At 71.3% G+C, this 24,164-nt stretch carries 17 protein-coding genes and 1 pseudogene; 10 read left to right on the top strand and 8 right to left on the bottom strand.

Features of this window, described 5'->3' with window-relative positions:
• The first annotated feature begins 200 nt into the window (after positions 1-200).
• Positions 201-1,742, top strand: a complete 1,542-nt coding sequence (gene guaB, locus NRB56_RS27300) for an IMP dehydrogenase (protein ID WP_194291005.1) — start codon at positions 201-203, stop codon at positions 1,740-1,742.
• A gap of 270 nt (positions 1,743-2,012) precedes the next feature.
• A complete protein-coding gene (locus NRB56_RS27305) occupies positions 2,013-3,161 on the top strand; it encodes a GuaB3 family IMP dehydrogenase-related protein (protein WP_153347089.1) in 1,149 nt (382 codons plus the stop codon).
• A 330-nt stretch (positions 3,162-3,491) separates the two neighbouring features.
• On the opposite strand, the gene NRB56_RS27310 is transcribed toward NRB56_RS27305, so the two are convergent.
• Positions 3,492-4,283 carry an alpha/beta fold hydrolase gene (locus NRB56_RS27310; RefSeq protein WP_319943600.1) on the bottom strand — a complete coding sequence of 264 codons (792 nt, stop codon included), beginning with the start codon at positions 4,281-4,283 and terminating at the stop codon, positions 3,492-3,494.
• A 109-nt stretch (positions 4,284-4,392) separates the two neighbouring features.
• On the opposite strand from NRB56_RS27310, the gene guaA reads away from it, so the two are divergent.
• Positions 4,393-5,967, top strand: coding sequence for a glutamine-hydrolyzing GMP synthase (gene guaA, locus NRB56_RS27315; RefSeq protein ID WP_319943601.1), 1,575 nt, complete (start codon positions 4,393-4,395; stop codon positions 5,965-5,967).
• A gap of 65 nt (positions 5,968-6,032) precedes the next feature.
• On the opposite strand, the gene NRB56_RS27320 is transcribed toward guaA, so the two are convergent.
• From NRB56_RS27320 to NRB56_RS38465, 3 genes are all read right to left on the bottom strand, one after another.
• Complete coding sequence (locus NRB56_RS27320; RefSeq protein WP_153347091.1) at positions 6,033-6,278, bottom strand: hypothetical protein; 246 nt, start codon at positions 6,276-6,278, stop codon at positions 6,033-6,035.
• Complete coding sequence (locus NRB56_RS27325; RefSeq protein ID WP_153347092.1) at positions 6,271-7,971, bottom strand: PspC domain-containing protein; 1,701 nt, start codon at positions 7,969-7,971, stop codon at positions 6,271-6,273. The genes NRB56_RS27320 and NRB56_RS27325 overlap by 8 nt, the downstream gene beginning before the upstream one ends.
• A gap of 115 nt (positions 7,972-8,086) precedes the next feature.
• A complete protein-coding gene (locus tag NRB56_RS38465; protein WP_194291006.1) occupies positions 8,087-8,734 on the bottom strand; it encodes an MspA family porin in 648 nt (215 codons plus the stop codon).
• Between the two features lie 558 nt (positions 8,735-9,292).
• On the opposite strand from NRB56_RS38465, the gene NRB56_RS27335 reads away from it, so the two are divergent.
• The gene (locus NRB56_RS27335) at positions 9,293-10,567 is read left to right on the top strand and encodes an ATP-binding protein (RefSeq protein WP_153347096.1); all 1,275 of its coding nucleotides are present in this window, start codon (positions 9,293-9,295) and stop codon (positions 10,565-10,567) included.
• Positions 10,568-10,682: 115 nt separating this feature from the next.
• Entirely contained in the window at positions 10,683-11,318 is a 636-nt protein-coding gene (locus NRB56_RS27340) for a response regulator transcription factor (RefSeq protein ID WP_319943651.1), read from the top strand.
• A gap of 209 nt (positions 11,319-11,527) precedes the next feature.
• On the opposite strand, the gene NRB56_RS27345 is transcribed toward NRB56_RS27340, so the two are convergent.
• Entirely contained in the window at positions 11,528-12,706 is a 1,179-nt protein-coding gene (locus tag NRB56_RS27345) for a serine/threonine-protein kinase (protein WP_153347098.1), read from the bottom strand.
• Between the two features lie 196 nt (positions 12,707-12,902).
• Between NRB56_RS27345 and NRB56_RS27350 the strand changes: the two genes are divergently transcribed.
• Both NRB56_RS27350 and NRB56_RS27355 read left to right on the top strand, forming a co-directional pair.
• Positions 12,903-13,646 (top strand): hypothetical protein, encoded by a 744-nt coding sequence (locus NRB56_RS27350; protein WP_153347100.1) that lies wholly within the window; start codon positions 12,903-12,905, stop codon positions 13,644-13,646.
• A gap of 447 nt (positions 13,647-14,093) precedes the next feature.
• Positions 14,094-15,845, top strand: coding sequence for a DNA polymerase Y family protein (locus NRB56_RS27355; protein ID WP_153347102.1), 1,752 nt, complete (start codon positions 14,094-14,096; stop codon positions 15,843-15,845).
• 143 nt (positions 15,846-15,988) lie between these two features.
• Here the strand turns inward: NRB56_RS27355 and NRB56_RS27360 are convergent, their stop codons facing one another.
• Positions 15,989-16,189 (bottom strand): DUF5808 domain-containing protein, encoded by a 201-nt coding sequence (locus NRB56_RS27360; protein WP_153347105.1) that lies wholly within the window; start codon positions 16,187-16,189, stop codon positions 15,989-15,991.
• Between the two features lie 102 nt (positions 16,190-16,291).
• Here NRB56_RS27360 and NRB56_RS27365 point away from each other — a divergent pair, with 102 nt between their 5' ends.
• Positions 16,292-17,059 (top strand): alpha/beta fold hydrolase, encoded by a 768-nt coding sequence (locus NRB56_RS27365; protein ID WP_319943602.1) that lies wholly within the window; start codon positions 16,292-16,294, stop codon positions 17,057-17,059.
• A gap of 64 nt (positions 17,060-17,123) precedes the next feature.
• Entirely contained in the window at positions 17,124-18,059 is a 936-nt protein-coding gene (locus NRB56_RS27370) for a sucrase ferredoxin (RefSeq protein WP_153347107.1), read from the top strand.
• A 416-nt stretch (positions 18,060-18,475) separates the two neighbouring features.
• On the opposite strand, the pseudogene NRB56_RS27375 reads toward NRB56_RS27370, so the two are convergent.
• A pseudogene (locus NRB56_RS27375) lies at positions 18,476-19,420 on the bottom strand (SDR family NAD(P)-dependent oxidoreductase); the annotation flags it as partial.
• A 178-nt stretch (positions 19,421-19,598) separates the two neighbouring features.
• Here NRB56_RS27375 and NRB56_RS27380 point away from each other — a divergent pair.
• On the top strand, positions 19,599-22,886 hold the full coding sequence (locus NRB56_RS27380) for an error-prone DNA polymerase (protein ID WP_153347111.1): 3,288 nt from the start codon (positions 19,599-19,601) through the stop codon (positions 22,884-22,886).
• 281 nt (positions 22,887-23,167) lie between these two features.
• Here NRB56_RS27380 and NRB56_RS27385 read toward each other — a convergent pair whose 3' ends face one another.
• On the bottom strand, positions 23,168-24,154 hold the full coding sequence (locus NRB56_RS27385; RefSeq protein ID WP_153347113.1) for a hypothetical protein: 987 nt from the start codon (positions 24,152-24,154) through the stop codon (positions 23,168-23,170).
• Positions 24,155-24,164: the final 10 nt, after the last annotated feature.

Raw genomic sequence — 24,164 nt, forward strand, 5'->3', positions numbered from 1 at the left:
CTGGCCCCAATTTGCTGCGTTGTGTTTATCGAGGTGCGCGCCGACCGGTACGACGGCCGGTCGACTACGTCACACTCCGGCGCGTCGCGTTTGCCCGCAGTTGGCCGATGTCGTCCGGAGCCCCCGGACCACCCGCCGTGCGAGGCCGATACCATGGACGCACAGGTGCCGGGTTGCAATTTCAGGAGGGGTTTTTTCCGATGAGTGATCCCGTGACGGGCGAACGTGCCGTCCGCCCGCATACGGGTGGTGACGATCCGAACAAGATCGCCATGCTCGGCCTCACGTTCGACGACGTGCTGTTGCTGCCGGCCGCTTCGGATCTCATCCCCAGTTCGGTCGACACTTCCAGTCGGCTGACTCGCGAGATCACGCTGCGCACCCCGCTGGTGAGCTCGGCGATGGACACCGTCACCGAGGCTCGGATGGCCATCGCGATGGCCCGCGCCGGCGGCATGGGCGTGTTGCATCGCAATCTGTCCGCCGCGGATCAGGCGGCCGCCGTCGAGACGGTGAAGCGGTCCGAGGCCGGTATGGTCACCGATCCGGTGACGTGCCGCCCCACCGACACGCTCGCCGAGGTCGACGCGATGTGCGCGCGCTACCGCATCTCCGGTCTGCCGGTGGTGGACGAGAAGGGCGCGCTGGTCGGCATCATCACCAACCGCGACATGCGTTTCGAGGTCGATCAGAACCGCCGCGTCGCCGACGTGATGACGAAGGCCCCGCTGATCACCGCGCAGGAGGGCGTCACCGCCGAGGCCGCGCTCGGCCTGCTGCGGCGGCACAAGGTGGAGAAGCTGCCCATCGTCGACGGCAACGGCAAGCTGCGCGGCCTCATCACCGTCAAGGACTTCGTCAAGACCGACCAGTTCCCGAATGCCACCAAGGACCGCGACGGCCGCTTGCTGGTCGGCGCCGCGGTGGGCGTCGGCGAGGATTCGTGGTCGCGGGCCATGTCGCTGCGCGACGCCGGGGTCGACGTACTCATCGTCGACACCGCGCACGGCCATCAGGCCCAGGTGCTGCAGATGGTGGCCAAGCTGAAGACCGAAGTGGGCGAACGCATCCAGGTCGTCGGCGGCAACATCGCCACCCGTGAGGGCGCGGCCGCGCTGGTCGAGGCCGGCGCCGACGCGGTCAAGGTCGGAGTCGGCCCCGGCTCGATCTGCACCACCCGCGTGGTCGCCGGTGTCGGCGCGCCGCAGATCACCGCGATCCTCGAGGCCGTCTCCGTGTGCAAGGCCGCGGGGGTGCCGGTGATCGCCGACGGCGGCATCCAGTACTCCGGCGACGTCGCCAAGGCCATCGCGGCGGGCGCGTCCACCGTGATGCTCGGCTCGCTGCTGGCCGGTACCGCCGAGTCGCCGGGCGAGCTGATCCTGATGAACGGCAAGCAGTTCAAGAGTTACCGCGGCATGGGCTCGCTGGGCGCCATGCAGGGTCGCGGCCAGGCCAAGTCATATTCGAAGGACCGCTACTTCCAGGACGACGTCCTCGCCGAGGACAAGCTGGTGCCGGAGGGTATCGAGGGCCGGGTGCCGTTCCGCGGCCCGGTCAACCAGGTCATCCACCAGCTGGTCGGCGGATTGCGGGCGGCCATGGGCTACACCGGCTCCCGGACCGTTCCCGATCTGCAGGAGGCCCAGTTCGTGCAGATCACCGCGGCGGGCCTGAAGGAGAGTCACCCCCACGACATCACGATGACCGTGGAGGCCCCGAACTACACTGGCCGCGGCTGACAACTGCCGGTACCTGCGGGTACTCCGCCGATACCACGTGGTCCGGTCCGGCGCCGCTCGTGATCCCGGCCGGGTTCGCGTGCGGCACCGGAGGTTCCGGACTCCGGCGGTACGCACCGGAACCGGAACGCCCGGATGTGCCCGTCGCGAATGTCGCGGCGGACCGCCGGGACGACGCGGGTCCGGCCGGGCGCGTGCCCACGGCACGTGCCGTGGGTCCGGGCTCGCAGTCGCGTGGTGTACGTCGAAAACAACAAGGAGAACATTCAGATGCGCGACATGGTCGAGATCGGCATGGGCCGGACCGCCCGGCGGACCTACGAGCTGGACGATGTCGACATCGTTCCCTCCAGGCGGACCCGCTCCTCGAAGCAGGTGTCGGTGGCGTGGCAGCTCGATGCCTACCGCTTCGACATTCCCGTCCTCGCCCACCCGTCCGACGCGCTGGTGTCACCCGAGTTCGCCGTCGAACTGGGCCGGCTCGGCGGGCTCGGCGTGATCAACGGTGAGGGCCTGTGGGCCCGGCACGCCGACGTCTCCGCGCGGATAGATCAGCTGATCGAGGTCGCGGAGAAGCAGGGCGCGGACGCCGCGGTCACCCTGCTACAACAGTTGCACTCCGCGCCGATGCAGCCGGATCTGCTGGCCGCGGCGGTGGCGCAGGTGCGCACGGCCGGGGTCACGGTGGCTGTGCGGGTCAGCCCGCAGAACGCGCGCGCCCTCACCCCCGCGCTGGTGCAGGCCGGGGTCGACCTGCTGGTCGTGCACGGCACCATCATCTCCGCCGAACACGTCAACGGCGTCACCGCGGAATCCGGCGCCGAACCGCTGAACCTGAAGACCTTCATCGCCGACCTCGACATCCCCGTGGTGGCCGGCGGCGTCAGCGACCACCGCACCGCGCTGCACCTGATGCGCACCGGCGCGGCCGGGGTGATCGTCGGCTACGGCTCCACCCCCGGCTCGACCACCACCGGCGAGGTGCTCGGCATCGGCGTGCCGATGGCCACCGCGATCGCCGACGCCGCCGCCGCGCGCCGCGACTACCTCGACGAGACCGGCGGCCGCTACGTGCACGTCATCGCGGACGGCGACATCGTGTCCTCCGGCCAGCTCGCCAAGGCCATCGCCTGCGGCGCCGATGCCGCCATGCTCGGCGTGCCGCTGGCGCTGGCCCACGAGGCCCCGGGCCGGGGCTGGTACTGGCCGACCGCCGCCGCGCACCCCTCGCTGCCGCGCGGTGTGCCGCTGCAGTTCGCCGACGACGAGGACCGCCCGTCGCTGCAGCAGGTGCTCTACGGTCCCGCGAGCGATCCATGGGGTTCGGTGAATCTCGTGGGCGCCCTGCGCCGTTCGATGGCGAAGGCCGGCTACAGCGAACTCAAGGAATTCCAGAAGGTCGGCCTGTCGGTCCGCTGACCCGCCCGTGACGTTCCATGACTCAACCCGTCGGTATGCCCGTATCTGTCGTGCGGCGATATGACCGGCCCGCTCACGAGCTGCCAGCGCCTTTCGGTCGGGTGATCGGCATGCCCTCGACGCAGGTAGGTGTGCGTCGACCGTGAGCGGTCGGCGGGTGCGCTGCGATCCCAAGGGACCGTGGTGATCCTGAGGGTCCGTGGTGATCCCGGGGGTCCGTGGTGATCCCGGGGGTCCGTGGTGATCCTGAGGGTCCGTGGTGATCCTGAGGGTCCGTGGTGATCCCGGGGGTCCGTGGTGATCCTGAGGACCGTGGTGTCGGCGGCCCCGTCAGCTGCTCGGCGCCAGTTCGGTGAGAAAGGCGTGCAGGGCGGCGTTCACCTCGGCCGGATGCGTCATGGTGACCGCTTGGTGGGCGCCGTCGATCTCGAGGAAGCGGGAATCGCGCAGGCGCCGAGCGAGTTCCAGCGCGTTGCGGCGGGGGACGCTGGCGCGGGAGGGATGGATCACCAGTGCGGGGCAGGCGATCTCGCACAACCGCTCGAGGATGTCGTCCCGGGTGAGCAGGCAGTTGGCGGCGGCCTCGGTGGCCCGCGGATCGCGGGTCACCCAGCGCTGCGCCCACATCGTGCAGTACCAGGGGTCGTCGCCGATCAGCCGGCCGGCCAGATGCTCGGCCAGCAGATAGCGCGGGCCCGGCCCGGCCCAGCGGTCCAGGAAGCGGTGCGCGGTCTCGCGTTCCAGCGGGGTGGCCGGATGCGCCTCCGTCGCGATGAGGACCAGCGCGGCCACCCGGTCCGGGGACAGCAGGGCGGTGCGCAGCGCGCTGAACCCGCCCTGGGACGAGCCGCCCACCACCGCGCGCTGCACCCCGAGGTGATCCAGCACCGTCAGGGCGTCGCGGGCCGCGGTCCAGTAGGTGAACGGCAGCCCCTCGTCGCGGGTGCGGCCGTGCCCGCGGGCATCCCAGGTGACGATCCGGAAATCGGGGGTCAGCGCGGTGACCTGAGCCGCGAACATCGTTGTGTCCATGAAGAATTCGTGCCCCAATAGCACCACGGGCCCGTCGCCACCGGTGTCCTCGTAATGGATCTCGGCATCGATCGCACGGGCGAATGGCACAGCACGAGGATAGCGGGACGGTATGACAGCCGGCGCGGCCGCGGGGTGCGCGCGTGGTGCCGGACGGACGCGGCGCGAACGGTCCGCACGGCCTTACTAAACTGGCCCGGTGGCAGAAACCCAGCGACCAGTCCTCGTCGTCGATTTCGGTGCGCAGTACGCGCAGTTGATCGCGCGGCGGGTGCGTGAGGCCAGCGTGTACTCCGAGGTGATCCCGCACACCGCGACCGTCGAGGAGATCGCCGAGCGGCAGCCGCTCGCGGTGATCCTGTCCGGTGGCCCGGCCAGCGTGTACACCGAGGGCGCGCCGCAGCTGGACGCGCGGCTGTTCGATCTGGAGGTGCCGGTCTTCGGCATCTGCTACGGCTTCCAGGCCATGGCACAGGCGTTGGGCGGCACGGTCACCAACACCGGCACCCGCGAATACGGCCGCACCGAACTGAGCGTCGACGGCGGCGTCCTGCACGGCGGGCTACCGGCCGTGCAGCCGGTGTGGATGAGCCACGGCGACGCGGTCACCGACGCGCCGGCCGGTTTCGAGGTCACCGCCACCAGCGTGGGCGCGCCGGTGGCGGCGTTCGAGGACCGCGCGCGCCGGCTCGCCGGTGTGCAATATCACCCCGAGGTGCTGCATTCCCCGCACGGTCAGCAGGTGCTCAGCCGGTTCCTGCACGAGGTGGCGGGCATCCCCGCGGCCTGGACCCCGGCCAATATCGCGGACGCGCTGATCGAGCAGGTGCGCGCGCAGGTGGGCGACGGGCACGCGATCTGCGGCCTGTCCGGCGGCGTCGATTCCGCGGTCGCGGCCGCGCTGGTGCAGCGCGCCATCGGTGACCGGCTCACCTGTGTGTTCGTCGATCACGGCCTGCTGCGGGCGGGGGAGCGCGAGCAGGTGCAACGCGATTTCGTCGCCGCGACCGGCGCCCGGCTGGTGACCGTCGACGCGGTCGAGAAGTTCGTGGGCGAACTGAAGGGGGTGACCGATCCGGAGGAGAAGCGCAAGATCATCGGCCGGGAGTTCATCCGGTCCTTCGAGGACGCGATCGCCGAGGTCGTGCTGACCACCGAGGACGTTGGAGCGGCCGGTCCCATCGTGGAGTACCTGGTGCAGGGCACTCTCTACCCGGATGTGGTCGAGTCCGGCGGCGGAACCGGCACCGCCAACATCAAGAGCCATCACAACGTCGGCGGCCTGCCCGACGATCTGGAGTTCGAACTGGTCGAGCCGCTGCGGCTGCTGTTCAAGGACGAGGTGCGCGCGGTCGGCCGCGAGCTGGGGCTGCCGGAGGAGATCGTGGCCCGCCAGCCGTTCCCGGGTCCGGGCCTGGCCATCCGTATCGTCGGCGAGGTGACCGCCGACCGGCTGGCGACGCTGCGGCAGGCCGACGCCATCGCCCGCGAGGAGCTGACCGCGGCCGGCCTGGACGGTCAGATCTGGCAGTGCCCGGTCGTGCTGCTGGCCGACGTGCGCTCGGTCGGCGTGCAGGGCGACGGCCGCACCTACGGCCACCCGATCGTGCTGCGCCCGGTGTCCAGCGAGGACGCGATGACCGCGGACTGGACCCGGCTGCCCTACGACGTCCTGGAACGCATCTCCACCCGGATCACCAACGAGGTGGCGGAGGTGAACCGGGTCGTGCTCGATGTGACGAGCAAGCCCCCGGGGACCATCGAATGGGAGTGAGCCGGTGACGACGCCGAGGGCCCGGTCGCGATCGCGACCGGGCCCTCGGCGTCGTGCGAGTGGGGTCAGTGCCGCCGGCGGGGTGAGACCACCATGCCGCAGCCGACCACGATGGCGGCGCCGACCACGATCCAGCCGAGTGGGATGCCCGGATGGATCGGCCAGCCGTCCGGCCCGATGAAGGCCCAGACGCTGACGAGCACGGCCAGCAGACCGGCCAGCAGCAGGGCGAACGACGGTCCCCGGCGCGAGCGCCCGGTGCGGGTGTCGGTCTCCGACGGATCGGTGTCGATCGGGTTCTGATCAGCCACGTTTCACCTCCACGTTTCCGGCGCGTACATCGATGTCGAGATGCAGGACCGGTCCGGTCGCGGGTCCGGTCGGGCCCTGCGGGCAGTCGGTCGGATCGGCGAGTTTCACCGTGCAGGTGGTGTCCAGCCGCATCGACTCCGGGACCAGGACCCGCAGATTGCCCATCCGGACCCGCGCGGTCGCCGTCTGGTCCCCGGTCAGCGCCAGCGAGCGCAGGTCCAGCGTGCCGTTGCCGGCGTTGATCCGGAACGGCTGATCCAGTTCGGCGGCCGAGGTGGGCGTCCACGCGTGTTCGCCGACGGCGCCGCGATCGAATTCCACCGGTCCGATGATCGAGGCCAGCGCGACGAATCCGACCAGCGGCGGAATCAGCACGATCAGCCCGTAGCCGCGCCGCAGGAACGCGCCGATGATCAGGCCCAGGCCCACCACCGCCAGCGCCACCGCGCCGATGCGGGCGGGGGTCATCCAGTCCACCCCGGCGGCGGCGATCCCGCCCGCGATCGCGGCGGCGAGCACGGCGTTCCCGATGACGATCGGGGTGAGCCGCGAGCGCGGTGGCCGTGGCGCCGTCGCGACCGGCTGCGGTGGCGTCGGATCCGGGAGATTCCAGGCCAGCGGGGAGACCCCGAGCGGGTCCCAGCCCGGTGGCCGCGGACCGAAACGGTCCGGACCGGCGGTCGATCCGCGGCCCGCGGGGAATTCCTCGGTGACCGTCGACCTCGCGAAACCGCCGCCTTCCGGCCGGACCGGATCGTCGGCGGGGGCATCGACGACGCGATCCGCGGCGCCGGGTACGAAGTCGGTGTCCGCCGGATCGGCCATTCCTGCGGCTGTCGCACTCGCCGCGTCGGCCATCGGTGGGTGTCGGTCGGCCGTCGCGTCGGCCGACGGCGTGCCCAGCCTGGCTGTCGCCTCGGTCAGCGGCGTGCCCAGCCCGGCTGTCGCCTCGGTCAGCGGCGTGCCCAGCCCGGCTGTCGCCTCGGTCAGCGGCGTGACCTGGCCGGCGGTCGCGCCGGTCATCGGTGCCGCCCGGCCTCCGGTCCCGTCGGCGGCCGGTGTGACCCGGTTGTCCGCGGCACCGGCCGGTGACTCCGGCTCGTAGTGATCCGGCAGCGTCGTGTACGGCCCGTACGGGCCGGCCGCCCACGGCGATCCGCCCGGGAAAGCGGTGCCCGGATAGCCGGTCGCCGCGATCGTGTTCACCCCCAGGGAGTCCACCTCGTCGGCGGGGGGCTGAGGCTGCCGCAGGTACAGCAACCACCACGCGGCGACCATCAGCGCGAAGCTGATCAGTCCGGAGCCGCCGAGCCCCACCCCGACCGGCCCCATCGTCAGGAGCGCGATCACGAACACGACGAGCAGCACGATCGTCCGGACCGGGGACTGCGCGCTGTAGCCCTTGCCGAGCAGCCCCTGCGCCGGCGACACCTGATCGCCCGTCGCCGGGAGCAACAGCCATGCCGCCAGATACAGCACGATGCCCGCGCCGCCGAAGATCGTCGACACCACGAAGCCGATCCGGATCAGTACCGGATCGACGCCGTAGCGCCGCCCGAAGCCCACGGCGACGCCGGCGACCGGTCCTTGCCGCGGACGGCGCACGGGCCGGGTTCGCCACAGATGCTGGAGTTGCTCGTTGAATCCGGCCCGGCTACCGGTGCCCCCGGCCCAGCCGTTCGCTCTGGTCATGAATCTCATGGTGGAACGACCGGGGTCCGGTTGCATCGGGGTGAACCCTGAAATGAGACCTGAACTCCTGGGCACGGTCCGGTCACATCGTCGTGACCGGCCGCGATCCCCCCGCTCAGATGACCATGGGATCACCGAAGACCGCGCCGGAGGCGTCGGTGTCCGGTGAGCTGACCGTGATCATGGTGTACGGCCGGATCGTCACCGGGCCGCCGCAGTGGTGTGCCCACAGATGGAAGTCGTGGCTGACGACGGTGCCGGTCCGGTCCGGGGTCAGCGTCTTCTGGTCGATGACGACGTCCTTGATCTCCCCGGGCGAGATCGACAGGTCCAGGCCGACACCGGCCGCGATGGTCGGGCCGATCGAGGCCGCGACGCCCGGCGACACCAGATCCGGCGACGCCGACACCCCCGCGTTCGCCCCCAGCGACATCGACACCCCGGCGGTGGCGCTGAAGATCAGATCGATGTCGACCGCGCAGGCGATGAAATATCCGGCCCGCAGTGTTCCGGTGCCGCTGCCGGAGACCCGTCCGTAGAAGCTGGCCTCCATGAATGCCTCCCGGTTGGTCGGCATGTTGTTCAGCGGCGCGATCGGGTGGACGGCCGAATCGGCCTGCCCCACCGTGTAAGTGAGCCCGTCCGTCGTGACATAGGTGTTCTCGTGGGGTGCGAACACCCCGGTATCCGCCGACGCCTCCGGTGCGCCGAGTACGAGGCCGACCGTGGTGGCGGCGATCGCGATCGCGGACGTGATGTGCATTGATTCCCTCCCCATCGGTGCGCGCCGACAGCGCGCGATCTGCGTCCCTCCCGGCGGTCGGAGACCTCCCGGAGGCGGCGCGTCACCCATCCTGGCCGGGAGGTCTGAGCCCCGGCCAATGATTTCCTTGCGATTCCGGTCGAACAGCCTTGCGGGACAAGTGCTTCGGAATGAGCGACGATCCGGAATCCATGGTGTTCCGGTCGGGCGGCCGCCGGTGCGGCCCGGATCGCGATCCGGGCCGTCGCAGCCGGTCACGGCGCCGCGGGCAGTTTTCCGGACCGGCGCGGAGGATCCGGCGGATATCGCCGCCGCCGTCCGGTCCGGACAGCGGAGCGATGCCCGGGCCGATGGCGGTTGCCCCCGGGACCGGGTGACGGCACCCGGCCGACCGCACGGCGCCACTGTCCGGGGCCCGGGTACCGGACGCATCGTCCGGTCTGGACCGATGCACCGATACCGAGGCGCTGCCGGAAGCAGGTGCGCGGCGCACCCCGAGGCCCGAATCGGGGTTGTTCCCGATGGTCGCTGTCGGGGGTCCGTGCCAGTATCGAAGGCATGTTCCCGGCCACACCTGCCCTCGACGCGCACGGCGTCGTGCCCGCGCCGCCGCCGCGGTTGGTGCGCCGGTCCGGGGGCCGGGTGATCGGCGGCGTGGCCGGTGGGATCGCCGATCACCTCGATATCGACGTGTTCAAGGTGCGGATGGCGTTCGTCCTGCTGTCCGCGCTGATGGGGGCGGGCATTGTCGCCTACGGGCTGTTGTGGATCTTCACCTCGGCCGGTGCGGACGCGCCCCCGCCGACGGCGTCCGAGCGGCGGCAGGCGGTCGGGCTGGTGCTGCTCGGGCTGGCCCTGGCCGTCTCGATGTCGTGGCTGTTCAACGGCACCGCGGCCCACGTGGTCGGGCCGATCGTGGTGGTCGCGGTGGGCGCCGCGCTGGTGTGGCGCGAATTCGACGCCGAGGGCCCGCGGTCGATGTTCGGGCTGCCCGCCAAACCGGGCGTCCTGACCTGGACGCGCATCCTGTCCGGCGCCACGCTGATCGTGGTCGGGCTGAGCGTGGTGGTGCTGGCCCGGATCAATCTCAGCTCGCTGGGGTCGGCGTTGATCGCGGTCGGCGTCACGCTGGTCGGGGTCGGGCTGCTGACGGTGCCGCTGTGGCTGCGCCTGATGCGCGCGCTCAATTCCGAGCGCGCCGCCCGCATCCGCAACGAGGAGCGCGAGGAGATCGCCTCCCACCTGCACGATTCCGTCCTGCAGACGCTCGCGCTGATCCAGCGGCAGGCCGGCGATCCGCAGGAGGTCACCAGGCTGGCCCGCAGCCAGGAGCGGGAGCTGCGCAAGTGGCTGTTCGAGGATTCGATGCCGGCCGAGTCGAGCCTCGCCGCCGCGCTGCGCACCATCGCCGGGGAGGTGGAGGACCAGCACGGCGTGAAGGTCACCCCGGTGACCGTCGGCGACGTCTCGATGGATCCGGGCGATACCGGATTCGGCCTGCCCAAGGAGCATTTCACCGCCCTGCTCGGCGCCACCCGTGAGGCGCTGGTGAACGCGGCCAAACACGCCGGGGTGCCGACCATCGACCTGTTCGCGGAGGTGGAGCCGGAGCAGGTGAGCATCTTCGTGCGCGACCGCGGCACCGGTTTCGACCTCGCGGCCGTCCCCGCCGACCGGCGCGGCGTCGCCAAGTCCATCCGGGCCCGCATCGAGCGCCGCGGCGGCTCGGTCGACATCCGCTCGGCGCCCGGCCGTGGTACCGAGGTCCGGATCACCTTGCCGCGCAGCGACTCCGAGGACCCGGCCGAGTCCGCCGAGGCGGACCAGGAGTGATCGAGGCCGGTCGCGGCAGGCCCGGAGTCGGTAGGGTGAACCGGCCGAGGATGTTTCGGTTCCGGGAGAGCGCGGTCGGGTGTCCGGGATCGTCGAGTGAGGGAGAACAGTGTCCATCCGGGTTTTTCTGGTCGACGACCACGCCGTGTTCCGGTCCGGGGTGCGGGCGGAGCTGAGCAGGGAAGCCGATATGGCGGTGGTCGGCGAGGCCGGCGGGGTGGGGGAGGCTGTCGCCGGGATCAAGACCGCCCGCCCCGACGTGGTGCTGCTGGATGTGCACATGCCCGATGGCGGCGGCGTGGCGGTGCTGCAGGGCATCGACCCGGGCCCGGTGTGCCTGGCGCTCAGCGTGTCCGACGCCGCGGAGGACGTGATCGCGGTGATCCGCGCCGGCGCCCGAGGCTACGTCACCAAGACCATCTCCGGTCCCGAACTGGCCGAGGGCATCCGCCGCGTGGCCGCCGGTGACGCGGTGTTCAGCCCGCGGCTGGCCGGATTCGTCCTGGACTCGTTCACCGGCCGCTCCCCGGTCCCGGAGCCGCAACTGGACCCCGAACTGGATTCGCTGACCCCGCGGGAACTCGAGGTGCTGCGCCTGCTGGCCCGCGGCTACACCTACCGGGAGATCGCCGAGACCCTGTTCATCTCGGTGAAAACCGTCGAGACCCACGCCTCCAACGTGCTCCGCAAGACCCAGCAGTCCAACCGCAACGCCCTGACCCGCTGGGCCCACCGCCGCCGCATCGACTGACCCGGCGCGCTGCGTCGGCCGCCGCGACCCCGGCTGTACCGGCCGGCGCTATCCGACTGACTCGGTTCGCTGGCGCGGCTGGCGCTATCCGACTGGCACGGTTCGCTGGCACGGTTCGGCCGGCATGGCCGCGCTGTCCTCTCGGTGCGGCCCACCTGTACTGGGCGCTGTGTCGACCGGCCTGCGCTGTGCCGACCGATGTGACCCCGTCAGAGAGCGACCAGCACCACGATGATGATCAGCAGTCCGATCAGCAGGCCGACCGCGATGGCGAGCGGCCCGGCGTTCGGCCCGAGACTGTCCAGCCCGATGCCGCCGCTCTTGGCGGGCTTGCGTTGTGCCGGATTGCGTTGCGGGGCAGGCGCACTCGGGGCGACCGCGCGCGGCGGGCGGGGCAGCGGCGACGAATGCGGGCTGCGCAGCCCGGCGGCCGAGTTGCGCGCCGCCCACGCCGGGATGGTGCCGTCCTCGGTGCGGATCGGCGCGCCGAGAATATAAGGCCCGGTGCCGGGTCCGAAGGCCGCGGCGAGGATCTCGTCGCGCGCCTCGGCCATGGTCGGGCGGCGCTGCGGCGCCGGCTCCATCATGTGCAGCAGCACCTCGGTGAGCGGCCCGCTGCGGCTCGGCGGGATGATCTGCGCCATCGCGGCGCGGGTGACGATCACGTTCTGGTCCTCGTCGAACCCGTACGGCGTCTGCCCCTCGACGGCCGTGTAGAGCGTGGCGCCGAGCGAGTACACGTCGCTGGCGGCGGTCGGCTGCGCACCGCGCGCGACCTCCGGCGGCATGTAGGCGGGGGTGCCGGTGATCATGTCCTCCTGCTCACCGGCCAGATCACCGGCCCCGGCGGCGATACCGAAGTCGGACAGCTTCGCCTTGCCCACCTCACCGCCGCGGTCGGCGACCAGGATGTTGCCCGGCTTGATGTCGCGGTGGGTGATCCCGACGGCGTGCGCGGCGGCCAGGGCGTCGGCGACCTGCGCGCCGATCTGGGCCACCTCCACCGGCGGTAGCCCCTCGACCAGGGCCAGCGCCTTCGCGACGCTGCGCGACGGCAGATACTCCATCACCAGCCAGGGCTCGCCCGCCTCGAGCACCACGTCGTACACGGCGATCGCGTGCTCGTGCGACAGCTTGGCGGCGACCCGGCCCTCGTGCACGATCCGGTTGCGGACCTCGTCGGCCTCGGCGTCGGTGAGCCCGGCGGTGGTGAGCACCTGCTTGATGGCGACCTCGCGGTTGAGCAGGCGATCGGTCGCCAGCCACACCGCCCCCATACCGCCGCCGCCGAGCTTCGACTGGAGGCGGTAGCGCCCGGCGACGAGATAGTCGGGGCCGACGATGGGACGAGCGCGTTCGGTCACGGCGCGAGAATAGCCGAAAACCATCCTGACTGGCCCGGTTACCCGGAGTCGGCTTCCGCCCCCCGGCATCTTGACGCGTACCGAAGTGGGGGTTCTACTGAGGGTGGTATCGAACGTATATTCGACTATGATCGATAGCTGAACAGATGCTGGCGATGGTCATCCGACTCGTCCGGGTATCGCGGTGGAGTCCATTCGATGAGAGATGGGTGGTCGTTGGATGGGTTCGGCCGAGGAACGGAAACTGGAACGGCTGGCGGACCTGCGTCGCCGCATGGCCGCGATCCCCGCACGCGGCGCGGGTGCCGTCACTCGTCCGCCGGCCCCGCGATCGTCTCGCCCCGAGTCGCTACCGGTGCCGTCCGCCCTGGTGGACCTGCTGCCCGACGGCGGCGTACCTCGCGGATCGGTGGTCGCGTACACGGGTGCGAGCTCGTTGCTGGCCGGCCTGCTGGCCGCGGTGACCGGCAGCGGTGGTCACGCCGCGGCGATCGGCCTGCCCCGGCTGGGCCTGCTCGCGACGGCCGAGATGGGGGCACACCTGTCCCGGCTGTATGTCGTGCCCGACCCGGGCCCGGACCCCGTGGAAATAGCCTCCGTATTGCTGGACGGTCTGGATCTGGTCGTACTCAACCTCGGCGGCATCTCGGTCCCGGCCGCTCGCACCCGGGTGCTCGCCGCCCGCGCCCGCAGCAAGGCGGCCACCCTCGTCGTGACCGGCGGCGCCTGGATCGGCCCCACCCTGCGCATCGCCACCGAGATCGACGGCTACGAGGGCATCGGCCGCGGCACCGGCCGTCTGCGGACCGTTCGCCTGAACGTCTGCGTCCGCGGCCGCTCCACCCCGCCCCGCACCGGCCGCCTGGCCCTGACCCCCCACGACGGCTGCGTCGAATGGCAAGCCCCCGAACCCGATTCGACCTTCGCCCCATCCCCGGAGGTCGCCCGCCATGCCGTCTCCTGACCGTGCCGGCCACGGTCCCGGACCGAGATGCGTCCGATCGCATCATGCGAGACCGGCGAGCGCGGATCATCCGCGCCGCACGGGATGCCGGGCCTGTGCGAGTCGTTCGGCATGTGCTGCCGGACATACGGGTGGGCCGTGCTGCATGCGGCGTGCAGGTTGCATGAAATGCTCTGCACACCCGGACTTTTCGCTCCCGAAGAGAGTTCGTTGGCGTGCCGGATGCCCCGGTGGGGTCAGCTCTGCCGGATGCTCGGGGCATGCGGTCGGCCGCCCGGGCCGATCGCATGGCGTACGCCACCTGGTTTGTGCGGAATGCCCTGTCCAACTGAACTGTTCGGGATCAGCCGGACTTCTGTACCGTGTGATGTGCCCGGAGCGCGCACGGTGTCCGAATGCGGTGGCGTCCCGCACGAGGTCGCTGGAGTGCGCGGTCGGGGCGGCGCGATGAGCGCGGCCCGGTCGCGGGCGGCGCGGGTGCTGGCGTTGTGGTGCCCGGACTGGCCCGCGGTCGCGGCGGCGGCCGTGGACGAGGTGCCGCCGACCCGGCCGGTGGTGGTGCTGCACGCCAACCGGGTGGTCGCGGGGACGGCGACGGCGCGGGCGGAGGGAGTGCGACGCGGCCTGACGCGACGGGAGGCGCAGGCGCGCTGCCCGGGACTGTATGTGGCACAGGCAGATCCGGATCGGGACGCGCGATTGTTCGAGCCGGTGGTGGCGGCCGTGGCCGAGATCGTGCCCGGAGTGGAGGTGCTGCGCCCCGGTCTGCTGGTGCTGGCCGCACGCGGCGCTGCCCGATTCTTCGGATCCGAGGAGGCGGCGGCCGAGCGGCTGGTCGACGCCGTCGCCGCCACCGGGGTGGAATGCGCGATCGGGATCGCCGACGAACTGTCCACCGCGGTGATCGCCGCCCGTCGCGCGACGATCGTGCCACCGGGGGAGGGCCCGCGATTCCTGGCACCGCTTCCGGTCGCGGAGCTGGCCGTCGAGCCGAGCCTCGCCGCCCCGGAACGCGCCGACCTGGTGGACCTCCTGCATCGTCTGGGCCTGCGCCGCATCGGCGACTTCGCCGCGCTGAGCCCGGCCGAGGTCGGTTCCCGGTTCGGCGCCGACGCGATCCGCGCCCACCGCTGCGCCCGGGCCGAACCCGAGCGCCCGCCTTCGGCGGCGCCTCCGGCGGCGGATCTCGCGGTGGAGTACCCCTGCGATCCGCCGATCGACCGGATCGATGCCGCCGCCTTCGCCGGCCGCCTGCTCGCCACCCGGCTGCACGAACGCCTGGCCGGTGCGTCGGTGGCCTGCACCAGATTGATCGTGTCGGCGGAAACTGCTGCTGGAGAACAGCTTTCGAGAGTCTGGCGCTGTGCCGAACCGCTGACCCCCGAAGGTACCGCGGACCGGGTGCGCTGGCAGCTGGATGGCTGGCTCACCCAGCGTGCCCTGCGGGGAGTGCCGCCGGAGGAGGATCCCGGCGGCGCGGTGCACGGTCGCGGTATCGCACCGGGCGATCCTCGTTCGTTCGCGCCGGGGCAGAACCCTGCCGGGGCGACGGGAGAACACCACCGCGGGCACGGCGTCCGGCAACGCGGTGCGCGATCGGCCGGAACACCGCCGTATCGGCCCGGCCCGGCCCCGATCACCGTGTTGCGACTGGAACCGATCGAAGTCGTCACCACCGCCGCTCTGCAGATGGGCCTGTGGGGCGAGGCCGGCGACAACGAGGAGCGGGCCCGCCGCGCGCTGGTTCGAGTGCAGGGATTGCTGGGCGGAACCGCCGTGCAGGTCGGAGTGCTCAGCGGCGGCCGCGGCCCGGCCGAGCGCATCACCCTGATCGCCCTCGGCGACGAGCCGAGCCCCCGGTCCGATCCGGACCTGCCCTGGCCGGGCCGGCTGCCCGAACCCGCACCGGCCGTGGTGCTGGTCGACCATCCCGGCGTGCGATTGGAGGCGGCCGACAGCTCCCCGGTATGGGTGACCGACCGCGGCGATTTCACCGCCGTCCCGGCCCGCCTGCACTGGGGTCGTAAGCACTGGTCGGTGACCGGCTGGGCAGGCCCCTGGCTACTGGACGAACAGTGGTGGGGCGGCACCCGCCCCGACTGTCTCGTCCGTGCCCAGGTACTGCTCGACGACAGCGTGCGAACGCTGCTGCTGCTCGGCTACAACCGTGCCTGGCATGTGGAGGGCCTCTACGAGTGAGGCGAGAGCACGTGTACCGCGAAACTCCCCGGCCGCCGCCGCGATGCCGCCCGCCACACCAGAACCCGAATTCGTGCCCTGCTCACCGAGATTCGCGCCGACGGCAATCCCTGACCCGGGAGGCCGGCCACCCGCGGAACGCCCTACTTCCGCAGCGGACGCAGCAGCCGATGGAAGTTCAGGTCGTACCCCCAGCCGAAGGCTCTCGGGGTGAACAGACGCTTGTCGTCCGGATTCCACCACCGGGCGCGCAGCCGGGCCGCGGTCGGTACTCGCCAGTCGTACGGAATGCCGAGCACCGTGCCCTGCGGGTCGGGAACTCGGTCGTCGGAACCGTTCGTCATGTCCCCATCCTGCCACTCCGGTCCGACGAGAACCGGGCCCGGATTATGGCACCCGGCACATTCTGCGGCGCCCTCGTGCCGGTGTCCGTACCCTGGCGAAACGTGGAGTCGACTGTCATCCGGGTGCCGCTGGGCGGTGTATCCATCGCCTACCGCGACTCCGGCCGGCCGGTCGTTCCGCACCCGTTGTCCGGGGTGCCGGTGCTGCTGGTGCACGGTATGGGCGGCGACGGGCACACCTGGGACCGGTTCGCGGACCGGCTGGTGCGGTCCGGCCGTCGGGTGATCGTCCCGGATCTGCGCGGCCACGGCCGCAGCGCGCACACCGACTCCTACCACTTCGACGAATTCGGCGCCGACCTGCTGCGCCTGTGCGACCACCTCGAACTGTCCACGGTCGACCTGGTCGGGCATTCGCTCGGCGGCTACGCGGTCTCCTGTATCGCGATCGAACGGCCCGCACTGGTACGCCGCCTGGTGATCGAGGAACAGCCGCTGCCGCTGCGTTCCGGCGACGAGCAGGTGACCCTCACCCGCCGGTTCCCGTCGCTGCCGGAACTGTGGCATGCCGCCAGCAGCCTGCTCCGGCATCCGCGCGCGGTCCTGGCCTTCGACCGCGCGATGACCCGCACCGCCCTGGAACAGTTCCGCAAGCCGAATCCGGAGTGGTGGGAGCGGATCTCCGAGATCACCGCCGCCACGCTGTTCCTGCGCGGCGGTCCCGGCGGCATGGTCGACCCAGCGAAACTGGAGTTGTTCCGCGCCGCCGTCCCCGACTGCGCGATCGACGCCTTCGCCTGCGGCCACAGCATTCACCGCGACCGCTACCGCGAATTCACCACCGTCACACTGCCTTTCCTGGGCCACTGAGGTCCCGAGGCGGGTGCCCGTGGCCCGGAGATCTTCCGGTCCGCGACGGTTCTATCCTGAAATAATGTTCAGCGGTTTGTCCTGTTCGGCCGCCGCCGCGGTCGACATCCCCCTGCCCGGTAGCGCCACGCGGGTGACCGGGTGGTTGTGCGTCGAGCAGCCCGGTGCCTGGGGCCGGGATGTGATCGGCGACGAGGTGCTGGGCCCGGAGATCACGGCCGAGCTGGCCCCGCGGGTGAAGGCCGCGAAGGTCCGGCCGACACTTGTCCGCCGGCCCGGCCGCGGCGAATTCACCGGTGTCCGAACGGTACTGCTGGCGAGTTCGCATCCGGGGCGATCCTGGTGCGAGCGACTGGAGATCACCGACCTGAAGCAACTGCTCGACCTCGATCTGCACCTGGTGAACGGCCCCGCGCCCGGACTCGGTGCGCCCGTGCCGGTTCCGCCGATCCTGGTGTGCACCCACGGCAAGCGTGACCAGTGCTGCGCACGGCTCGGCCGCCCGATCGCGGCGCGGCTCGCCGCCGAATACCCGGACCGGGTCTGGGAGTGCTCGCACACCGGCGGTCATCGCTTCGCCCCCGCGATGGTGCTGCTGCCCGGCGGCCTCACCTTCGGCCGCCTCGACGAGGACGCCGCGGTGGCGGTGGTGGCCGCCGCCGATCGAGGCGAGATCCCGCTGACCGGCTTCCGTGGCCGCAGCGGTTGCTCACCGGTGGAACAGGTAGCGGAAATCGCTGTGCGCGAACGAGTTCCGGCCGCTGCGGACGATCTCACGGTAGCCGCCGTCGCGGACGATGTCCTGCCCACCCTGACCGGGGCCGAATTGCCCGATGATCCGGCCACTTTCGCCGGTGCCGCCCAGGTGGCCCATCGTGACGGCCGCCGCTGGCTGGTCACCGCCCGCACCGTCGCCTACGCCCCGCGTCAGGCCAGCTGCGGTGCCGCCCCCAAACCCGCGTCGGCCGTGGTCGCCGACGCCGTCCGCGAATTGCCCTGAGCCGCACCGACGGTGGATGCCCGGGACGGCTACCCGGTGGGGTGCACCCGCTCGCACACCGCACGCCGCCACTGGCGACTCGCGCGGGACCCCATCCCGTGTCTACCGATGGACCAGAAACAGTCGGCCTGGCCGCGCACTACTCAGCGGACGCCTCGAGGGCGGTCGATCCGGGTCCCACATGGACCAGCGGATGCCCGGCGCGGTCGATCCGGTCCCGTCTGCCAGTGGATTCCGGTCGACCTGATCCCAGGCACGTCGGCCGATGCTCAGGCCGCCGAGCTGGCCCCGAGTCTGCCGATGGATGCCCGGATCGTCGCTCCGATCCAGTGTCTGCCGATGGATGCTCGGGGATTGTTGCTCTGGTCCGGCGCCTGCCGATGGATGCCCGGGTACCCGTCGACTCGGCCCGGCATCTACCAGTGGATACCCGGGACCAGGTTGACGGTCCGGCGCAGCGCGGTGCGGGCCGCGCGGCCCGCGGTGGACGGGGCGCGATGCGGTTTATGGTGTGTGACAAGGGTTTCCGACACGGGTACTTCACCCTTGGCGGCGGGTGAGTCGGGCAGCGCGCGGTAGTACTGGTGCAGGATGCGGTCTTTGAGCCGCGGGGCGAACAGGCTGCCGTATTCGGCGAGCGTGCCGACCGGGACATCGATGCGCTTGGGTCGGTCGGTCAGCGCGCGTACGACGGTGTCCGCGGCCCATTCCGGGGACTGCGAGGGCCCCTGCTTGCCGCTCGGCGCGATCATCGGGGTGCGGACCAGCGGCATGTGGATGGTGGTGAAGGTGACGTTGTCGGCGAGCATCTCGGCCGCGGTCACCTCGGCGAACTTGTCGAGGGCGGCCTTGCTGGCCAGGTAGGCGGCGAAGCGGGGAGTGGCGACCTGCACCCCGGCGCTGGAGATGTTGACCACGTGGCCGAATTTTCGCTCCCGCATCTGCGGCAGCAGCGCCAGCGTCATCCGCACCGCGCCGAAGTAGTTGACCGCCATGGTCCGCTCGAAGTCGTGCAGCCGGTCGGTCGACCGGTGCACCGCGCGGCGGATCGAGCGGCCGGCGTTGTTGACCAGCATGTCGACGTGATCGTGCTCGTCGAGGACGGCCTTCACGGTGTGCTCGACCGACTCGGCGTCGGTGACGTCGCAGGGGTAGCCGAAGGCCGTGCCGCCGGTGGCGGTGATCTCGTCGACCACGGTCGCCAGTTCGTCGCCGCGGCGCGCGAGCAGGATCACCACGCCGCCCCGGGCGGCGACGGCGATCGCCGCGGCCCGGCCGATCCCGGAAGACGCACCGGTGATGAGGACGTGCTTACCGGTGAGATCCCGGCGGGTGCGGCGGCGCGCCGCGTAGCCCGGCTCGGCGGCGGTGTCGGACATCGTTGCTCCCTTGCCCCGGATTCGATTCGAACCAACTTACTCCAAAGTAAGTTGCGATGCCAATGTGCTGCGTCACAGTCGGGCAATCGCGGCACACCGTACTTGCAGTCGAATGCATGTTCGACTATGAAGAGTACCGATCGGTTTGCCGGAGGTGCGCATGGGCTGGGGAAACGGTCCGCCTACCTGGGCGGAGATGGAACGGGTACTGTCCGGCCGTCCCGGTCGCGAACTGCCGCCCGGTGACGGCGGCGACGGTCCGGCATGGTCCCGCAAGCGCGACGCTTACCGGGCGGGTGCGCGACCGGCGCCCGACGAGCCGGTGGTGCCGTACGCCGAACTGCACGCGCATTCCGCCTACAGCTTCCTCGACGGCGCCTGCCAGCCGGAGGAACTGGTGGAGGAGGCGGTCCGGCTGGGCCTCGGGGCGCTGGCCCTCACCGATCACAACGGGTTCTACGGGGTGGTGCGCTTCGCCGAGGCGGCGGCCGAATGGGGGCTGCCGACGGTGTTCGGCGCCGAACTGTCGCTGGGGTCGGCGCTGCCGGAATCCGAACCTCGCACCGGCGCACCCGATCCCGCCGGTCCGCACCTGCTGGTGCTGGCCCGTGGCGAGGAGGGCTACCGCCGCTTGGCGCGGGAGATGTCGGCCGCGCACATGGTGGCCGGGGAGAAGGGTGTGCTGCGCTACGACCTGGATCGGCTCACCGAGGCCGCCGGCGGGCACTGGCAGATCCTCACCGGATGCCGCAAAGGCCATGTGCGCGAGGCACTCTCGCACGGTGACGCCGCGGCCGCCGCGGCCCTGGGAGATCTGGTGGACCGATTCGGCCGCGACCGGGTGGCCGTGGAACTCACCCGGCACGGCATCCCCGCCGACGACGAGCGCAACGCGCGGCTGGCCGCCCTCGCCGAGCGGGCCGGGCTGCCGGTGGTCGCCACCACCGCCGCGCATTTCGCCGGGCCCGCGCAACGCCGGCGGGCGATGGCGCTGGCCGCGATCCGGGCCCGGCGCAGCCTCGACGACATGGACGGCTGGCTCCCCGCCACCGGTGGCGCGCACCTGCGCTCGGGCGCGGAGATGGCCCGGCTGTTCGCGGCCTGCCCGCAGGCGGTCGCCAATGCCGCCGGCCTGGCCCGGGACTGCGCCTTCGACCTGCGGCTGATCGCGCCGCAACTGCCGCCGTTCGAGGTGCCCGCCGGCCACGACGAGACCTCCTGGCTGCGAGATCTCACCTTCCGCGGTGCCGTCCGCCGCTACGGACCGCCCCAGGAGAATCCGAAGGCGTACCGGCAGCTGGAACACGAACTGCGGGTGATCGCCGAACTCCACTTCCCCGGCTACTTCCTCGTGGTGCACGACATCGTCGCCTTCTGCCAGGATCGCGGCATCCTGTGTCAGGGCCGGGGTTCGGCGGCCAATTCCGCGGTCTGCTACGCGATCGGCATCACCAACGTCGATCCGGTGGCCAACGAGCTGCTGTTCGAGCGGTTCCTGTCACCGGAACGGGACGGTCCGCCGGATATCGACCTCGACATCGAATCCGATCGCCGCGAGGAGGCGATCCAGCACGTCTACGAGAAATACGGTCGCGAGTACGCCGCGCAGGTGGCGAACGTGATCACCTATCGCGGCAAGTCGGCGGTGCGCGACGCCGCGCGGGCCCTGGGCTTCTCGCCCGGTCAGCAGGACGCGTGGAGCAAACAGGTCAGCCGCTGGACCGGGGTGGCCGCCGAGGAGCACACCGATATCCCCGCCGAGGTGCTGCGGCTGGCGGGGGAGCTCGAGGGCCTGCCCCGGCACCTGGGCATCCACTCCGGCGGCATGGTGATCTGCGACCGGCCCATCGCCGATGTCTGCCCGGTCGAATGGGCCCGGATGCCCGGCCGCAGCGTGCTGCAGTGGGACAAGGACGACTGCGCGGCCGTGGGCCTGGTGAAGTTCGACCTGCTCGGGCTGGGCATGCTGTCGGCCCTGCACTACATGATCGACCTGGTCCGTGAGCACGTCGGCGAGGTCGTGGAACTGCACGCGCTGGATCTGAGCGAGGCGGCGGTCTACGAGATGCTGTCGCGGGCCGATTCGGTGGGCGTGTTCCAGGTGGAGTCGCGGGCGCAGATGGCCACGCTGCCGCGGCTGCGGCCGCGCAACTTCTACGACCTGGTCGTGGAGGTGGCGCTGATCCGGCCCGGGCCGATCCAGGGTGGATCGGTGCACCCCTACATCCGGCGGCGCAACGAACTCGAGCCGGTGCACTTCGACCATCCCGCGCTGGAGAACGCGCTGGGCCGCACGCTGGGAGTGCCGCTGTTCCAGGAACAGCTGATGCAGATGGCCGTCGACGTCGCCGGATTCAGTGCGGCCGAGGCGGATCAGCTGCGCCGGGCGATGGGATCCAAGCGGTCACCGGAGCGGATGAACCGGCTGCGTGACCGCTTCTACACCGGGATGCGCGAATTGCACGGCATCACCGGCGAATTGGCCGACCGCATCTACGAGAAGGTGTACGCCTTCGCGAATTTCGGCTTCCCCGAGAGTCATTCGCAGAGTTTCGCCTCGCTGGTGTTCTACTCCTCCTGGTTCAAGCTGCATCACCCGGCGGCGTTCTGCGCCGGACTGCTCAACGCGCAGCCGATGGGTTTCTATTCGCCGCAGTCGCTGGTGGCCGACGCCCGGCGGCACGGGGTGGCGGTGCACGGCCCCGACATCAATCGCAGCCTCGCCGCCGCCACGCTGGAACGGCAGGGCGCCGAGGTGCGGCTGGGGCTGGCATCGGTGCGGCACATCGGCACCGAACTGGCCGAACGGATCGTCACGGCCCGGGCGTCCGGGGCCTACACGTCGTTCCTGGATCTGACCGGACGAGTGGAATTGACGGTGGCACAAGCGGAATCACTGGCCACCGCCGGTGCGCTCGGCAGCCTCGGGATGACCCGGCGGGAGGCGCTGTGGGCTGCGGGCGCCGCGGCGGGGGAGCGCCCGGACCGGCTACCGGGCACCGGCGCGGCCACCACCGCGCCCACCCTGCCCGGGATGAGCGAACTGGAGCTGGCCGCCGCGGACGTCTGGGCGACCGGCGTCTCCCCGGACAGCTACCCGACCGAATTCCTGCGCTCGCACCTGAACGCACTGGGCGCGCTGCCCGCCGACCGGCTGCTCGCCCAGTCCGACGGCGCGCGAGTCCTGGTGGGCGGGGCCGTCACCCACCGGCAGCGCCCGGCCACCGCGGCCGGAGTGACCTTCCTCAACCTGGAGGACGAGACCGGCATGGTGAACGTGGTGTGCTCCACCGGATTGTGGGCGCGGTACCGCCGCATCCTGCAGAGCGCCCCCGCCCTCCTGATCCGCGGCCGGGTCCAGAACGCGGAGGGCGCGGTCAGCATCCTCGCCGACCACGTGCAACGCCTGGACCTGCGAATCACCGCCAAATCCCGCGACTTCCGCTGATCCGCGCGAGGCATCGGCCATCCGGCGACCCACCGCAAAGTCAGCGAGTGCGCCTGAGATCACCCAGCAAACCACCGCAACACGCCAATACGATCTCGGCTGTCGGCTGTCGGCTGTCGGCTGTCGGGCGCGGACAGGCTGGGTGCCAGGTGGACAGGCTGGGTGCCAGCGGACAGGCTGGGTGCCAGCGGACAGGCTGGGTGCCGGGCCGACTGCCGACGACAGCCGCAACGCCGCTGCGCGGAGGTCGGCTCTCGTACACCGTGTGCGAGCCGCTCGGATCAGAAGTCGCTGTCGCTGCCGCCACCGAAGTCGCCGCCGCTACCACCGAAATCACTACCGCCACCGCCGAAATCGGAGTCGCCGCCGCCACCGCCCCAGTCCTGGTTGGTGGGCTGATCGTCGCCCGCTTGGTAACCGGACTCGTAACCGCGCTCGTAGTCGCCGTGATTCTCGTGCTCACCCGACATCTTGCCCAGCTCGTAGCCGAGCAGGCCGCCGCCGACCACACCGCCGACCGCGCCCAGGCCACCGGCCATCCCGGGGCTCATGCCGGGACGTCCGCCGTAGCCCTGGCCGTACCCCTGATCGTAGGGGCCGGGACCGTAACCGGGCTGGCCGTAACCGGGCTGGCCGTAACCGCCCTGCGGGCCGCCGCGGTTGAACAGGCCACCGCCACCGCTGTTTCCACCGTCGCCGCCCCGGCGGCGGCGGATCAGCGCGATGATGCCGCCCACGATCAGCACCACGAACAGGATCGGGCACAGCAGACCCCACAGGCTGAACCCGGAGTGCTGGTTGCCGCGATGCTGCGCCTGCGGCGGATGCGCGGGCGCCTTGGTCGGCGCGCCCTGACCGACCGCGGAGTTCAGCGAGCCCAGGGCCGCGACCGTCGCGCCGGTGTAGTCGCCGTTGCCGTAGGCGCTGCCGAAGGCCTTCCCCGCCGCGCTGGTGTCGCGGATGTGCGAATTGTTGCCGGTGCGGATCGCGAGGTGATGCGACTTGGTGTTGATGGCGATCACCACGTCGGTCGCGCCGGTGATGTGGGACTGCGCTTCCCGATCGAAGGACGCGTTGTCGTCGGCGTACTTCTCGGTGGTGAAGACCTGGACCGGATCCGGCAGGGCATTGCCCGCGTCCGTCACCCGGCCGGCGTCCAGCACCTTCGAGTCGTCGTGGATGGTGACCGGACCGGCCCAGGCCTGCCCGCCGGCCATCAGCACGACCGCTGCCACCGCCGTCAGCAGTGTCGCGAAACGCTTGATCATGCCTGCGCTC

It is taken from the genome of Nocardia aurantia, from assembly GCF_009604425.1.
In the GTDB taxonomy this organism is placed as follows: domain Bacteria; phylum Actinomycetota; class Actinomycetes; order Mycobacteriales; family Mycobacteriaceae; genus Nocardia; species Nocardia aurantia.